General features: G+C 67.1%; 19 protein-coding genes and 1 other RNA gene. All 20 read right to left on the bottom strand.

The window, feature by feature from the left end; all coding sequences use genetic code 11:
• Positions 1 to 54: 54 nt before the first annotated feature.
• Positions 55 to 573, bottom strand: coding sequence for a hypothetical protein (locus LLW23_RS14950; protein ID WP_228946291.1), 519 nt, complete (start codon positions 571 to 573; stop codon positions 55 to 57).
• A gap of 13 nt (positions 574 to 586) precedes the next feature.
• Positions 587 to 1,120: a demethoxyubiquinone hydroxylase family protein gene (locus LLW23_RS14945; RefSeq protein WP_228946290.1), complete on the bottom strand. Its 534-nt coding sequence runs from the start codon at positions 1,118 to 1,120 to the stop codon at positions 587 to 589.
• Entirely contained in the window at positions 1,117 to 1,599 is a 483-nt protein-coding gene (locus tag LLW23_RS14940; protein WP_228946289.1) for a disulfide bond formation protein B, read from the bottom strand. Before LLW23_RS14940 ends, LLW23_RS14945 begins: the two co-directional genes overlap by 4 nt.
• On the bottom strand, positions 1,596 to 2,945 hold the full coding sequence (locus LLW23_RS14935; protein ID WP_228946288.1) for a S41 family peptidase: 1,350 nt from the start codon (positions 2,943 to 2,945) through the stop codon (positions 1,596 to 1,598). The genes LLW23_RS14940 and LLW23_RS14935 overlap by 4 nt, the downstream gene beginning before the upstream one ends.
• 108 nt (positions 2,946 to 3,053) lie before the next feature.
• Positions 3,054 to 4,202, bottom strand: coding sequence for a murein hydrolase activator EnvC family protein (locus LLW23_RS14930; RefSeq protein WP_228946287.1), 1,149 nt, complete (start codon positions 4,200 to 4,202; stop codon positions 3,054 to 3,056).
• 5 nt (positions 4,203 to 4,207) lie between these two features.
• Complete coding sequence (locus tag LLW23_RS14925) at positions 4,208 to 4,630, bottom strand: 23S rRNA (pseudouridine(1915)-N(3))-methyltransferase RlmH (RefSeq protein WP_228948598.1); 423 nt, start codon at positions 4,628 to 4,630, stop codon at positions 4,208 to 4,210.
• Between the two features lies 1 nt (position 4,631).
• Entirely contained in the window at positions 4,632 to 5,054 is a 423-nt protein-coding gene (gene rsfS, locus LLW23_RS14920; protein ID WP_408641974.1) for a ribosome silencing factor, read from the bottom strand.
• Positions 5,051 to 5,686: a nicotinate-nucleotide adenylyltransferase gene (locus LLW23_RS14915; protein WP_228946285.1), complete on the bottom strand. Its 636-nt coding sequence runs from the start codon at positions 5,684 to 5,686 to the stop codon at positions 5,051 to 5,053. The genes rsfS and LLW23_RS14915 overlap by 4 nt, the downstream gene beginning before the upstream one ends.
• A gap of 11 nt (positions 5,687 to 5,697) precedes the next feature.
• Entirely contained in the window at positions 5,698 to 7,071 is a 1,374-nt protein-coding gene (locus LLW23_RS14910; RefSeq protein WP_228946284.1) for a glutamate--cysteine ligase, read from the bottom strand.
• Positions 7,072 to 7,229: 158 nt separating this feature from the next.
• Positions 7,230 to 7,964 carry a 16S rRNA (uracil(1498)-N(3))-methyltransferase gene (locus LLW23_RS14905; protein ID WP_228946283.1) on the bottom strand — a complete coding sequence of 245 codons (735 nt, stop codon included), beginning with the start codon at positions 7,962 to 7,964 and terminating at the stop codon, positions 7,230 to 7,232.
• Positions 7,961 to 8,131 carry a hypothetical protein gene (locus LLW23_RS14900; RefSeq protein ID WP_228946282.1) on the bottom strand — a complete coding sequence of 57 codons (171 nt, stop codon included), beginning with the start codon at positions 8,129 to 8,131 and terminating at the stop codon, positions 7,961 to 7,963. Before LLW23_RS14900 ends, LLW23_RS14905 begins: the two co-directional genes overlap by 4 nt.
• Before the next feature lie 13 nt (positions 8,132 to 8,144).
• On the bottom strand, positions 8,145 to 8,549 hold the full coding sequence (locus LLW23_RS14895) for a DUF2147 domain-containing protein (protein WP_228946281.1): 405 nt from the start codon (positions 8,547 to 8,549) through the stop codon (positions 8,145 to 8,147).
• Between the two features lie 15 nt (positions 8,550 to 8,564).
• Positions 8,565 to 8,861: a (2Fe-2S) ferredoxin domain-containing protein gene (locus LLW23_RS14890; protein WP_228946280.1), complete on the bottom strand. Its 297-nt coding sequence runs from the start codon at positions 8,859 to 8,861 to the stop codon at positions 8,565 to 8,567.
• A complete protein-coding gene (locus LLW23_RS14885; RefSeq protein WP_228946279.1) occupies positions 8,858 to 9,394 on the bottom strand; it encodes a J domain-containing protein in 537 nt (178 codons plus the stop codon). Before LLW23_RS14885 ends, LLW23_RS14890 begins: the two co-directional genes overlap by 4 nt.
• A 40-nt stretch (positions 9,395 to 9,434) precedes the next feature.
• Positions 9,435 to 9,813, bottom strand: an RNA gene (rnpB, locus tag LLW23_RS14880) — RNase P RNA component class A.
• A gap of 34 nt (positions 9,814 to 9,847) precedes the next feature.
• The gene (locus LLW23_RS14875) at positions 9,848 to 10,537 is read right to left on the bottom strand and encodes an N-acetylmuramoyl-L-alanine amidase (RefSeq protein WP_228946278.1); all 690 of its coding nucleotides are present in this window, start codon (positions 10,535 to 10,537) and stop codon (positions 9,848 to 9,850) included.
• On the bottom strand, positions 10,534 to 11,430 hold the full coding sequence (locus tag LLW23_RS14870) for a DMT family transporter (protein ID WP_228946277.1): 897 nt from the start codon (positions 11,428 to 11,430) through the stop codon (positions 10,534 to 10,536). Before LLW23_RS14870 ends, LLW23_RS14875 begins: the two co-directional genes overlap by 4 nt.
• Positions 11,431 to 11,450: 20 nt before the next feature.
• Positions 11,451 to 12,293, bottom strand: a complete 843-nt coding sequence (locus tag LLW23_RS14865) for a CheR family methyltransferase (RefSeq protein ID WP_228946276.1) — start codon at positions 12,291 to 12,293, stop codon at positions 11,451 to 11,453.
• Positions 12,293 to 13,315: a chemotaxis protein CheB gene (locus LLW23_RS14860; protein WP_228946275.1), complete on the bottom strand. Its 1,023-nt coding sequence runs from the start codon at positions 13,313 to 13,315 to the stop codon at positions 12,293 to 12,295. Before LLW23_RS14860 ends, LLW23_RS14865 begins: the two co-directional genes overlap by 1 nt.
• Positions 13,316 to 13,389: 74 nt before the next feature.
• Positions 13,390 to 13,755, bottom strand: coding sequence for a response regulator (locus LLW23_RS14855; RefSeq protein WP_228946274.1), 366 nt, complete (start codon positions 13,753 to 13,755; stop codon positions 13,390 to 13,392).
• Positions 13,756 to 13,789 lie beyond the last annotated feature (34 nt).

Here is a 13,789-nt window from a genome sequence, read left to right as displayed (position 1 = left end):
CGAAGCGTGGGTTGCACCGTGGATGCTGGGACGAGCCCGGCACGACGGTGGGGTTTAGTACGGCGTCAGATCCGCCGTCGCCGCCTTCTCCCGCGCACGCGATTCGGTCTTCGCGCGGCGGGCATTCTGCACGAAGCAGCCCGTCGCTCCCGCCGCGCCGACGGTGGAACAGGAGCCGACGCCGACGTTGCCGACATCCTGGTTGGTCTTTTCGCGCGTCGCCCAGGATTCGTTTTCCGGCGTCACCTCAAACGTGCGGACTTCCTTGGGAATACGGAATTGCTCCTGCGCGCTGCGACGCTGGCACACCACGATCTCCTCGCCGTTGGTGTTCGTCGGGCAGCGCTCGTTGCCGTAGAGCACGAGCACGCCGTTGACCGGCGCGCCGCGGGCGGTCTCGGTCGAGATCGTCTGGCGACTAGGGCGCTCGGCACCCGGCAGCGCCACCCGGCCGGGCGGCGGCACGATCACCACCTGCGGCGGCTTGGCCGGCGCTTGCTCGCCGGGCGCGGTCTGCGCCGCAAGCGGCGTCGCGACCAGCAACGCCAGCACGGTCGATCGGATCAGTCGCATGCCATCATCCTCGTCACACTCTCTTCGCGGTCGCGATCGCGACGCGACAGCCCATTCGGATCACGGCGGACAGCAGCGGATAACCCGGCGCATCCTCGGCCCCGCTGGCCAGCGCCGTCTCGCGATGCTCGACCTCCTCGGCTTGAAAATCGAGCACCGCCTCGCTCAATTCGGGGTCACCCTCGCCGAGCTCGATCAGCTGATCGGCATAGTGCTTATCGATCTCGGTCTCGACGGCCACGGTGCAGGCCATCGCCGCTTCCGGACCGATCGCCGCCGTCACCGCACCCAGCGCATAACCCGCGACGTTCCAAATCGGCTGCAGGAGGGTCGGGCGGACGCCGCGTTCTGCCAGCATCCGGTCAAAGAACTGCCGGTGCCGCTCCTCCTGCAACGCCATGCCGGCGATCTTGCGCGCGACCGGCGAGCGATGCCCCATGATGGCCAGTTGCCCGGCATAGATCCGCGTCGCGCCATATTCGCCGGCTTGGTCGACACGAATCATCGCTGGCGTGTCACGCCGCGGATCACCAGGCTTCCAGCTCATCTTGCTCTCCCAATCAACCATGCGATTACCCCCGCTCCACCGAGCGAGAAAATCGCGTTGAACCCGGCCAGCGAGATGCCGAACAGGCTCCATTGCGCCGCGTCGCACCGGATCACCGGCGCCGCGAGGATCCGGCGCAGCATCTCGTCGGTCGAAACACCCTCGCCGGTTACCATTGTAGAGCAGGCGGTGACCCCCTCCCACCAATGATATTCAACACCGGCGTGGAAGACGCCGATCAGTCCCGACAGCGCGATCAGCACCGCCGCCGTGACGATCGCTGCCACCTTGCTCGAACGCCCCGGCACGACAAACGCCAGCGCCGCTACGACGACCGCGGCATAATGTGGCCAGCGCTGCCAATGGCACATCTCGCACGGTACGAGCCCACCGATCAGCTGCGATCCCCAGGCACCCGCAAGCAACAGTAACGGCAGGACCAGCGCGATGAACCGCGCCCGTGATTGCGCATCGGTCACTTAGCGGCGAGATCCTTCTTCATCGACGACGTCACCGCCGCGACTTGCGTCGGCCCACCCAGCCGCGCGATCGTCTTCAGCGCATACCAGAGCTGGAAATCCTCGACGCCCTGCTTCTTCAGCGCGTCTGGCGTCGCGGTGAAGCGCGGATCGTCCTTGGTGTCCTCCTCGAGGATCTTGTCATCGGCTTTCACCTCGTTGATCAGGTGACGCCGAAGGTCTGCCTCACGGAACACCGGGCGCGACTTGTAATCGGCGTCGCTCAGTTGCGGCACCCTGATGTCGGGCTCGATCCCGCCCTCCTGCACCGAACGCCCCGATGGCGTGTAATAACGCGCCGTGGTCAGCCGCAGCGCGGTCGTGGGGCCGAGCTGAAGCAAAGTCTGCACCGATCCCTTGCCGAACGTCCGCTCGCCCATCACCAGCCCACGATGATGATCCTGGATCGCGCCGGCGACGATCTCGGAAGCGGAGGCGGTGCCGGAATCGGTCAGGACGATCACTGGCAGGCCGTGCGTCAGGTCACCCGGTTTGGCGTAGTAGCGCTCGATATCGTTCTTGCCGCGTCCACGCTGCGAAACGATTTCGCCGCCCTCGAGGAACACGTCGGACACTTCGATCGCCTGCGTCAGCAGCCCCCCCCCGTTCGCGCGCAGATCGACGACATAACCGAGCGGGCGTCGGCCAAGCGACTTCTCGATCGCCATTACCGCGCCGCGCGTGTCGGCGCCCGTCGTCTCGGAGAACGTATTGATGTTGATGTAGCCGACATCGCCCTTCACTTCCCACTTCACCGGGCGCTGGATGATGATTTCGCGGGTAAGCGCGACCTCCATCGGTTTGTCGCGGCCAGGGCGCACAATGGTGATGGCAAGCTTGCTGCCGGGCTTGCCGCGCATCTGGCTGACCGCTTCGTCGAGCGTGCCACCGTAGATCAGCTTGCCGTCGATATGCGTGATGTAGTCGCCCGATTTGATCCCGGCGCGCCACGCTGGCGAGTCCTCCTGCGGCGCAATCACCTTCACCGCGCCGTCTTCCATCGAGACGGTGAGGCCAAGGCCGCCGTAATTACCCTCGGTCTGGATGCGCAAATTCTCATAGTCGGACGCATCGACATAGCTCGAATGCGGATCGAGCGCGGCCAGCATGCCGTCGATCGCGCCCTTGATCAGCTGATCGTCGGTAACCTTGTCGACATAGTCGCCCTTGACGCGGTTATACACGTCCATGAACCGCTCCATCTCGCGATAGGCGCCGGTATCGACTGCCGCCATCGCTCCCGTGCTGAGCGGTACCAGCGCCAACGTGGCAACGAGGGCAGTGGCGGAGAGCAGCGGGAACTTCATGCGTAACCATCCTCGGGAGCGGATCGGCCGCATGTAGCGACTTTCGCGCGCCCGATCAAAGCACTGCCGGAGCTTAACGGGGGCTGAGCGGGAAACGTGTGGATGCTCTCACCCAATCAACGCCGCCGCGTCCACCGGCCGCCCGCGGCGGCGTAGCTCGATCGTCACGCGCGGCTCCGTTCCATCAGGCGCACGGCCGAGCGGCTGACCGGCGATCACCTCGGTGCCGCGCCGTACGGCCGCCGCGCCCAGCCCGGTCACGAGGCTGTTCCACCCCGCGCCATGATCGACGATCACGATCGTGCCGAACCGGCGGAACGGCCGAGCGAACACCACCCGGCCCGCCGCCGGCGAAAGGACGGGCGCTTTCGCCTCGACCGCGAAGGTAAGCCCCCTCGCGCGGACGCCATTGTCGATCACTTCGCCGAACCCAGTTACCAGCCGGCCCTGCACCGGCAGGCGGTAGACGGCCGGTGCAGCTGCTCCACCGGCGCTCGCCGGAGGCCCGGCAAGCGGGGCCAATTCCTCCAGCGTCGCCTGCGTCTCGCCGATCGCCGCCATCCGATCGACAATATCGCGCGCTGCCTCGCCCATCGCGATCGCGCGATCGGACTGGATCAGCGAGTCACGCCCGAGCTGAGTCGCCGCTTGCGCATGGCGCGCCCGTAGCGCGGCGAGCGCGCTGCGCTCCTGCACCAGCGTTTGGCGTCCATTGGCCAGGCTCTCCGCCGCCAGCGCCGCGCTCGCCTGGAGCGCGCGCGTCTGCGCCAGATCGTCGCGCAATTCTGTCGTCTGGCTGCGGATCGCGGGCAGCGTGCTGCCGAGCACGGCACGGACATGCACCAGATCGGTCACCGATCCCGGCTGGACCACCGCAGCTGCCGCCGGCCGACGGGCCAGCGAGGCCAGCGCCGCCATCAGCCGCGCCACCGGTGCTTGTCGCTCGCCGAGCGCGGCGCGCTGGCGGGCCAGCAACGTGCCCACGATTGTGACGCGCGCACGCGCGGCGGCGATCTCCGCCTCAGCGCGCTCGATCCGTGCCGCAACAGTGGCTTCCTCGGCACGCGCCTTGGCCGCAGCGTTACGCTCCTCGGCAGCGCGGCGTGCGAGATCGGCGGCGCGGTTGGCCGCGTCGATCGCATCGGCCTTGGCGGCCCGAAGCCGGTCGCGTTCGATTGCGAGCGGATCGGGTGCCGCGACGGCGCTGGCGAGCGGCACCGTTGCCGCCAGAAGCATCGCTGTCTTCGGCCACCGCATGGCGGCTAGCCTTCGCGATGATACGGGTGGTTGGCAAGGATCGAGGTAGCGCGAAACAATTGCTCCGCGAGCATCGCGCGTGCCAGCAGGTGCGGCCAAGTCGCGCGCCCGAACGACAGTAGCAAGTCCGCCCCTGCCCGTTCGGCATCGCCGAAGCCGTCCGCCGCGCCGATCATGAACCGTGCCTCGCGCACCCCATCGTCACGCCAGCGCTCGAGCGTACGGGCGAACTCGACCGACGACTGCACGGCGCCGGTTTCGTCCAACATCACCCGACGCGTCCCCGCCGCCACCTCGGGCACACGCCCGCCGCGATCTGGCAATTCCGTCACACGCGTGGGCCAAGCGATCCGCTTCAGATACCGATCAACAAGTTCGGCCTCGGGCGATCGCCCGATCCGCCCACGTGCCACGATATGAAGGATCAGGTCAGGCCGTCCCGATCTCGGCTCCGGCGGTCGGCGCTGGCGTGGGCACCGGCGCGTCGCCGAACGACCACATCCGCTCGAGATTGTAGAACGAGCGAACCTCCGGGCGGAACAGGTGGACGATCACGTCACCAGCGTCGAGCAGCACCCAGTCCGCCGTCGGCAGTCCCTCGATCCGCGGCGAACGCCCGGTCTCGGCCTTGATCTTCTCGGACAGCTTGGACGCCATCGAGGCGACCTGCCGCGTCGAGCGACCGCTCGCGATCACCATATGATCGGCGATCGATGACTTGCCGGCGAGCGGGATCGAGATGGTGTCGACGGCCTGATCGTCGTCCAGGCTGTCGAGAACGAGCTTATGCAAGGCCGCGACGCTGTCGGCGTCCGGCGATCGATAGGCGTGGGCGGTTGCGGGCAAGATCACTCCTGGGTGGAAGGTATGGCGACGGATATGGGAAGCGAATCACGCAGATGCCAGGCAGGGTCGGCGGCACGAAGCTGCGTCGCGGAGGTCGGGTCGGGGCGGAAACGTAGCAGCACCAGGGCTGGCACACTCCACTTCGTCCAGTTCCTTGCCTGGCGTGCGGGCCTCTGGAAGCGCCGTAGCCAACCCATCGCGGGTGCCGCGAGGGCAGTGCCGTCATAGCCCGGACGCGCAACTACCGCAATCGGCACGGTGCGGGCGATCCGTCGCCACGCACGCCACCGGTCGAACTGCTGCAGGTTGTCCGCGCCCATCACCCAGACGAAGCGATGTCGGGGGTAGCGGCGAACGAGCGCAGCCAGCGTATCGACCGTGAAGCGCGTGCGAAGCCGCGTCTCGATATCGGTCGCGCGGATACGCGCGGCGCGTGCGACGCGGCGGGCGGAAGCGAGTCGCGCCGGCAGCGGCGCCATCCCCGCTGCCGGCTTGAGCGGATTGCCGGGGGAGACGAGCCACCACATCTCGTCGAGGTCGAGCGCCTCGATCGCGGCGAGGCTGATGCCGCGGTGGCCGGAATGCGCCGGGTTGAACGAACCGCCGAGCAGGCCGATGCGGATCGGGCGGCCTCTCACGCCGGCAATGCTCAGAAACTCTGCTCGTCGTAGACCTTCGACAGATCGCCGCCCCAGATATCATTGTACCGATCGAGCAGCTGCTGCGCGGGCACCTTGCCCGATCGTACGATGTCGCGCAGCGGATCGAGGAATCCCGTTTCGTTGTCGCCTGAACGATTCGTTTGCGCGCGCGCCGCCAGACCCGAATTGGCGATGTCGAGCACCTCGCCGGCGATGTCGCGCAGCGTGCCGCCACCGGGCAACGGCGCGTCGAGGCCGAGCTTCGGCACCGCATCGCGCAGCGCCTGCCGCCCCTCGATCGACCAGCCCTTCACCATATCCCAAGCGGCATCGAGCGCGCCCTGATCGTAGAGCAGCCCGACCCACAGCGCCGGTAGCGCGCAGATCTTGTTCCACGGCCCGCCATCGGCGCCGCGCATCTCAAGGAAGGTCTTGAGCCGCACTTCGGGGAAGGCGGTCGACAGGTGATCGGTCCAGTCGTCGAGCGTCGGCAGCTCGCCCGGCAGCACCGACAGTTCGCCCTTCAAGAAGTCGCGAAACGAGAGCCCGGCCGCGTCGATATACTTGCCGTCACGATAGACGAAGTACATCGGCACATCGAGCATGTAGTCGGCGTAGCGTTCGTAGCCGAAGCCGTCCTCGAACACGAACGGCAGCATGCCCGTGCGCGCGGGATCGGTATCCGACCAGATGTGGCTGCGATAACTGAGGAAGCCATTGGGCTTTCCCTCAGTGAACGGCGAATTCGCAAACAGCGCCGTCGCGAGCGGCTGCAGCGCGAGGCCAACGCGAAACTTCTGCGCCATGTCCGCCTCGGTCGCGTAATCGAGGTTCACCTGGATCGTGCAGGTGCGAAGCATCATGTCGAGCCCCATCGTGCCGACCCGCGGCATGTGACGGAGCATGATGGCGTAGCGGCCCTTGGGCATGATCGGCAGCTCGGCGCGAGTCTTATCCGGCCACATGCCAAGCCCGAGAAAGCCGATGCCGAGCTTCTCGCCCGCCGCCTTCACCTGATCGAGGTGACGACCGGTCTCCGCGCAAGTCTCGTGCAGATTTTCGAGCGGCGCGCCGGACAGTTCGAACTGGCCGGCCGGCTCGAGGCTCACCGATCCGTCGGCGCCATTCAGCGCGATCAGGCTGCCGTTCTCCATCACCGGCGTCCAGCCATATTGCTGTAGCTCGGTCAGTAGCGCACGGATACCGCTCGGCTCGTCCCAGCTCGGCGCGCGATGATCGTCACGGGCATAGACGAACTTTTCGTGCTCGGTCCCGATCCGCCACCGCTCCTTCGGCTTCTCGCCGCGCGCGAAGCTGGCGATCAATTGCTCGCGCGACTCGATAAAGGGCGAGTTGCTATCCGAAACGGTTTTCGTCGTCATTGCGCGCCCTTAATCTGGGATTGTGACGGCGGCTAGTGGCCACCCCGTTCGTGGTGAGGAGAGGCTGAGCTTGTCGAAGTCTCGTCTCGAACCACTTGCGCTTCCAGACGGCACTTCGCCTACCGCTCAGCACCTCCTCCGCATGAACGGTTTAGGTGCTACCAATCCCCAGCCGTCGCCATCCAGATCGCGACCGCGGCCGCCGCCGCGGTATCGGCCCGCAGGATGCGCGGGCCCAGCGACATGCCAACCGCCTGCGGCAACGCGCGGATCGCGGCGCGTTCGCCGTCGTCGAACCCTCCCTCGGGCCCGATCAGGATCGCCGCCGGCCCTGGCTTGATCGCGTCGCGCGCCGGTAATCCGCCCAATTCATCGGCGAAATAGAGCGCACGGCCCTCCGGCCAGTCCCGGAGCAGTGCCGGGAGCTTCACTGGCTCTGCCACCTGCGGCAAGGCAGTGCGCCCGCATTGCTCGGCTGCCTCGATCATGTGTACACGCAGCCGATCGACGTTCGGCTTGTCGACCACGGTACGATGCGTCAGCGCCGGCACCAGCCGCGCGACGCCCAGCTCGCACGCCTTCTCAGCCATCCAGTCGACCCGGCCTTTCTTGAGCGGCGCAGCGACCAGCCACAGGTCAGGCACCGCCTCGCGCTCGGCGAGCCGTTCGGTCACGTCGAGCGTCACGTCGCGTTTGCCAGCCGCCGACACTAACGCGAGCCACTCGCCCGTCGCGTCATCGAAAAGCCGCACTGGATCACCAGCCTTCACGCGCATAACGCTGGCGAGATAATGCGCCTGCGGCCCATCAATCCGCAGCGCGCCCGGTGCGAGCGGTCGATCGACGAATAGTCGCGGCGTAGAACGCGGCGGCCATGCCGGGGTCGCGATCATCGCGGCGCCTCGCGCCCGCGCGCGATCAGCCAGCGCGCCACCAGGAACAGGATCAGCCCCAGCAAGGCCACGCCCAGCACCACGCCCGTAATCATGCCGGCAACGCGGAGGATCGCGAAGAACAGCGCCTCGACGAAACGCCCAATGGCGACCGACAGATGGATCACGAGCTAGGCGACATCAGCGCACGCGCCGCCACGTCTGCGTCTTGCAGCCGAAGCCCGCGAACAGGCAGCCGGTGCCGACGATCGTGTTGCGATCGACCTGCTCGATCGTCCCGTCGAACGTCTGATCGACATCGGGCACGTATACCTGACCGTACCAAAGCCCATCGCCGTCGCGCCGGAAATCTTGGAACAGCTGCGTGCCGATCAGCCGATCGGTGCCGCCCGCCGCGGCGTCGGCCTTCGCCTTCGCGCTCGCCTGCACCACCGTGCCGCACAGCCCGGCACCACAACGCGCGACCCGGATCCTGACGCTGTCGGCGGAATTGCGCCAGATGCCTTCCCACCCCTGCGCACGCTGCGCGGTGGCGGGAGTGGCCAGGATCAGCGCGGCGGCCAGGATACGCATCGTCGACATCATCACTCTCTCACTCGATCACTCATCCACGAAGCGGGTCGCCACCTCCGCCAGATCGCCGCCGGCGGGGATCACCAGCCACTCGCCGGGACGACGTGTGTCCACGACGGTCACGGCGTTTTTGGGGCAGAGGCCAAGGCACTTCACCTCGACAACGCCGATCACGGCCTTTCGGCCCTTGCCGAACCCAGCTTCGCGGCGCAGCGCCTTGGCCAGTCGCTCGCGACCCTTCGCGCCAAAGCCGCCACCCACCTTCTTCGAACATTTGCCGCACACCAGCACGGCGCCAGTCCATTGCGACCGCGCGCGCTTCACGCGGGCTTCCAGCTCCGCCGCTCCTCGGCCGTGCGCAGCACCTCGTACGCCGCCTGGATCGCCTGGAAGCGCGTTGCTGCGTCCGCATCGCCCGGGCGGACGTCGGGATGGTTTGATTTCGCCAGCCGCCGCCACGCCGCGCGAATCTCGTCGAAACTCGCGTCGACCTCAACCTCGAGCACCTCGAGCGAGCGCATTTCGTCACGCGAGCGCGTGCCGTCGCCCGATCCGGCCCAGCTCTGGTGCCGCGATTGTTCGTAGCCCGAGGCATCACGCCGCTCCTCGCGCTCGCGCTCAGCAGCTTCCTCGGCGTCGAGACCTTCGAAGTAATTCCAACCGCGATTGTATTCGCCGGCATGGACCTGGCAGAAATACCACCGCTCCGGGCTGTTGGGCGATTTGGGTGCCGGGCAATTGCCGGGTTCACCGCAGCCGTGGCGATCGCACAACCGCACGGTCGTCGCCTCGCGCGATGCGCCATATTCGCGCCAGCGGGGAAAACCCCAGTCATTCGTGCGGGTGGAACGGGCCATGGTTGAGCTATCTAGCGATTGAGGAGCAAAGGTTAAAGGTGACACCAGAGGGCCTGTAAGCCGGGTTCTGTCCACCCGTTGCCGGGATGGGCGACCATTCATCTAGGCGCGCCGTTGCCGACGCGCTCAAGCAACCAACCCGGGCGACGGGCGGGAACACGCCCATATGCCGCCCCTATTCGGTTTTGCTCCCGGTGGGGTTTGCCATGCCGCTACCGTTACCGGCAGCGCGGTGCGCTCTTGCCGCACCCTTTCACCCTTGCCTGGCCGAAGCCTTCATCCGAAGATTGGGCGGTCTGCTCTCTGTGGCACTTTCCCTGGGGTCACCCCCGGCGGGCATTACCCGCCACCGTTGTTCCATGGAGCCCGGACTTTCCTCGGCGTGCGATAAAACACGACGCGGCCGCCCAGCCCTCTGATGTATGCGGGGCTGTAGCGTCGCGTGCCGACGCGTCAATCATCCCCCTGCGGTTTCGGCAGCAACAGCGCGAGCAGGATCATTCGGCATTCTGCATCGATCTCGCCATCGACCAGCTCCGGGCGGAAGCGGCGCTGGAAGGCCATGATCGCCGCCATCTTGTCGGTGACGTCATAGCCGAAGCGCTCAAGAGCGAGCAGAAAGCCGCCTTCGCTCCACATCGGGTCCATCAGGTTCTTCGTCGGGCGCGGCAGCGCGAGTCGTAGCCGGGCGAGCTTTCCCCAAGGAAACAGCTCGCCCGGATCGCGCTTGCGTGCCGGGGCGATGTCCGAATGGCCGACGATGTTGCCGCGCGTAATCTCGTACCGGTCCTTCAGCGAGTGGACGAGGCGGATCACCGCGTCGATCTGCTCGTCCGGAAAGGGGCGATAGCCGAGGTCATGGCCGGGATTGACGATCTCGATCCCGATCGAGGCGGAGTTCACGTCGTCGATGTCGCGCCAGTGCGACTGGCCTGCGTGCCACGCGCGTTTCTCATCGGGCACCAGCCGCAGCGTCGTGCCGTCCTCCGCTACAACATAATGTGCCGACACCTTCGCCTCGGGGTCGCGCAGCCGGGCAATCGCCGACTCGCCGTCCGCCATGCCGGTGTAGTGAAGCACGATCATCGTGATCGGCAGCGCGCGATCATCGAAGTTCGGCGACGGCGCCTCGATCGGCGTCATGGATGCTCCTCGGCACGGGCGGTTCGGATCGTCACGATAGCCACTCCTAGCATCGCCACCGCCCCGCCCGCCAGCATCGGCCATCCAAGCGGACTGTCGAACCAATAGGATGCCGCGAACACCGCCACCACTGGCGCTGCCAACGTCAGCGGCGTGACGGTCGAAACCGGATGCCGCTGCAGCAGCCACACCATCGCGCCCTGCCCGAGCACGGTCGATCCGATCGCCGAGAAGGCGACCCAGCCGAGCGTGCCCAGCCGCAGTTGCGGGATGCTGCGCATCGCATCGGGCTCGAACACGAGCGCCAGCCCGCCGAGCACGATCGAACCGAGCAGGCCGACCCAGGCATAAATCGTCAGGATCGCCACGCCGCGCAGCTGGCGCTGGATCAGCGAGCAGACCGCCCAGATGAAGCTACCGATCGCGGTGAGCGCGATCCCCGGCCCCTCGCGTGCCGCGGCGGGATCGAACACCAGCAGCCCGACGCCGGCGAAGGCCAGCACGATGCCGATGATGCGTGGCCCGTGAATGCGTTCGCGAAAGAAGATGATCGCGAGCAGCATCGAAAACGGCACGCCGAGTTGTCCCGCGATGGCCAGCGCACCGACGTTGTCGGCGACCACCAGCGACAGGTTGATCGCGACGTAGAACAGCCCGCCTGACAGGGTTCCTAGCGCGACCAGCGCGCGCATCCGCCCTTTCACGATGCGCAGCGATCCGGCGCACACGAGCAGCACCAGCGCCTGACGCAGAAAGCCTGCTGTCAGCGGCGCGATCTCGCTCACCGCCATCTTCACGGCGATGATATTGAACCCCCACAGCAGGTTCATCGCGAGCACAACCAGCAGGTCGCGCGCGCCGAATGGTGCGGGAGCGGGTGCGGTCTGGGGCATCGCGCTGCCCCGTGGGGCGATCAGCGCGCCATGTAAACCGGGTTCGCCTCGCGCCGTGTCATCTCGTACATGCCACGGAAGCGCTTGCTGGGGGCGAAGCGGTCCGACTGGCCGATCACCGTCTCACCCGCACCGAGCAGCAGCAGGCCGCCCGGCCGCAAGCAGTCCGCTATGGTATCGAGCACCCTGGCACGCAGGCTTGGCGCAAGATAGAACAGGACGTTGCGACAGAAGACCGCGTCGAACGGTCGGCCCGGCGCCGGATCGGCAACCAGATTGTGCCGCCGCCACGTGACCCGCTGGACCAGATCGCTGCTCGCCACCCAGTCGTTGCCGTCCTGCTCGAACCAGCGCAGCATCCGCCGGATCGGCAGCCCGCGCTGAATCTCGAATTGCGAAAAGCGCCCGGCACGAGCGCGCGCGATCGCCGCGGAAGAAACGTCCGTCGCGACGATGTCTGGCTCGATCCCCGCGCGGTCGGCGAAGGCCATGGCAAGCGAGAGCGGCTCCTGGCCACTCGCGCAGCCCGCACACCAGACGCGCGGTGTCCGAACGTCGAGCGTGGCGATCGCTTCGACCGCCCCCTCGATCGCGCCTGCATCGCGGAAGAACGACGTTTCCTGGTTGAGCAGCGCGTCGACGATCTGGTCAGCCAACGCGGGACTAGTGCCTTCCAGCACTTGCCGGACGAGTTCATCGATCGAGCCGAGGCTCCGTTCGGCCACGATCGGCTTCAGCGCGGTGTCGATCCGCCACGTGCGATTGGCCGCGATGCGCTGTCCTGTCCGCGCCTCGAGCAAGGCGGCGAGCACGTTGACCGTGCCCGGGCTCGCATCGGACGAGGCTTTGATGCGAGACGGCATCAGGCGAGCGCCCGGGTAGCGCCGACGAAGGCGCCGATCGCCTCGGGCGGCAACACCGCGTCGGCCAGGCCCGCAGCGGCGACCGCACCGGGCATTCCCCACACGACCGAACTCGCTTCATCCTGCACGACGACGCTGCCGCCCGTCGCATGAACCCGGCCGGCGCCCTCAAGGCCATCACGTCCCATTCCGCTCAGCACCACCGCCAACAAGCGCGGCCCCAAGCAGTCGGCGAACGTCGTGAACATCGGATCTACCGACGGCATGTTGCCATTGGCGACTGGCGTGCGGCACAAGCGAACGGCAGCGCGGCCGCCGGGTAGCGACACGCCGACCAGATGCGCGTCGCCCGGCGCGACGACGACCATCCCCTCACGCAAGGCGAGCCGATCGCTCGCGACCTCGCAGCGCCGGCCTGTGGCAGCGGACAGTTGCCCGACGAAATAGGGGACGAAGGCAGCCGGAAGATGCTGTGTCACGACAATCGGGGTGCGGAACGACGCCGGCAGCGCACGTAACATGGTGTTGAGTGCGAGGATCCCGCCTGTCGACGCACCGATCGCCACGAGGTCAAATTCGCGCTGCGGGCCCACCTTCGCCGCGGCGGCGCGGCGCGACACCGCGCGCAGCATTGGGCTCGTCCGCTCGCCCAGTCGCGCCAGCTTTTCGGCCAGCGCATGGCCGAAGCCGCCGGCGGTGACGCTGCGCCCCGGTTTGACCAGCGTATCGGCCGCACCGAGCGCCAGCGCCTGAACCGATGCCGCCGCGCCATCACCGGCCGCGGACGACACGACGAGCACCTTGGCGCCCGCACTTGCCACCAGCAGCGCGGGAAGCCCAGTAAGCCCATCGACGCCCGGCATTTCAAGATCGAGCAGGATGACGTCGACCGTGTTACTGGCGAGAAACTCGAGCGCGCCCTGCACGTCCGGCACGGTCGCAGCGACAAGTGCGATTGCACCGTCCTCCACCATCCGCGTCAACACCGCGCGCGCGACGGACGAATCATCGACAATCAGCACGCGCTGACGCCGATGCTCACCAGTCGCGGCTGCCCCTGCGGCGGAAAGGGCGGCACTGCTCGCCATCGCAGCGGTCAGGCGACGCCGACGATCTGGAGCTTGCTTTCGAGCGTCTCGCGATCGAACGGCTTCATGACATATTCGTCGGCGCCGGCCTCGATCGCGGCGCGGATATGCGCCATGCCGTTCTCGGTGGTGCAGAACACCACCTTCGGGCGGTGCTGCAGAGTCGTTTCACGGAGCGCGCGGAGGAAATCCATCCCGCTCATCACTGGCATGTTCCAATCGAGCAAGACCACGTCAGGCGTGCTAGCAATGCATGAGTCGAGCGCCTCGCGCCCGTCCGCCGCTTCGGACACGGAGAAATCGAGCCCCTCCAGGATGTGCCGCGCAACTTTGCGGATCACTTTCGAATCGTCGACGACCAGACACGATTTCATTACGCAACCCCGTACTGTCCTTTTGACGATCCTT

Origin of the sequence: Sphingomonas radiodurans, from assembly GCF_020866845.1 — a bacterium.
GTDB classification, from domain to species: Bacteria; Pseudomonadota; Alphaproteobacteria; order Sphingomonadales; family Sphingomonadaceae; genus Sphingomonas; species Sphingomonas radiodurans.
The sequence above is the reverse complement of the archived record's forward strand: the minus strand, read 5'-3'. Positions and strand labels throughout refer to the sequence as shown.

Coding starts and splice junctions, on each gene's coding strand:
- LLW23_RS14950 (WP_228946291.1), bottom strand. CDS start 573: ATGCGACTGATCCGATCGACCGTGCTGGCGTTGCTGGTCGCGACGCCG.
- LLW23_RS14945 (WP_228946290.1), bottom strand. CDS start 1,120: ATGAGCTGGAAGCCTGGTGATCCGCGGCGTGACACGCCAGCGATGATT.
- LLW23_RS14935 (WP_228946288.1), bottom strand. CDS start 2,945: ATGAAGTTCCCGCTGCTCTCCGCCACTGCCCTCGTTGCCACGTTGGCG.
- LLW23_RS14930 (WP_228946287.1), bottom strand. CDS start 4,202: ATGCGGTGGCCGAAGACAGCGATGCTTCTGGCGGCAACGGTGCCGCTC.
- LLW23_RS14910 (WP_228946284.1), bottom strand. CDS start 7,071: ATGACGACGAAAACCGTTTCGGATAGCAACTCGCCCTTTATCGAGTCG.
- LLW23_RS14905 (WP_228946283.1), bottom strand. CDS start 7,964: ATGATCGCGACCCCGGCATGGCCGCCGCGTTCTACGCCGCGACTATTC.
- LLW23_RS14895 (WP_228946281.1), bottom strand. CDS start 8,549: ATGATGTCGACGATGCGTATCCTGGCCGCCGCGCTGATCCTGGCCACT.
- LLW23_RS14885 (WP_228946279.1), bottom strand. CDS start 9,394: ATGGCCCGTTCCACCCGCACGAATGACTGGGGTTTTCCCCGCTGGCGC.
- LLW23_RS14875 (WP_228946278.1), bottom strand. CDS start 10,537: ATGACGCCGATCGAGGCGCCGTCGCCGAACTTCGATGATCGCGCGCTG.
- LLW23_RS14870 (WP_228946277.1), bottom strand. CDS start 11,430: ATGCCCCAGACCGCACCCGCTCCCGCACCATTCGGCGCGCGCGACCTG.
- LLW23_RS14865 (WP_228946276.1), bottom strand. CDS start 12,293: ATGCCGTCTCGCATCAAAGCCTCGTCCGATGCGAGCCCGGGCACGGTC.
- LLW23_RS14855 (WP_228946274.1), bottom strand. CDS start 13,755: ATGAAATCGTGTCTGGTCGTCGACGATTCGAAAGTGATCCGCAAAGTT.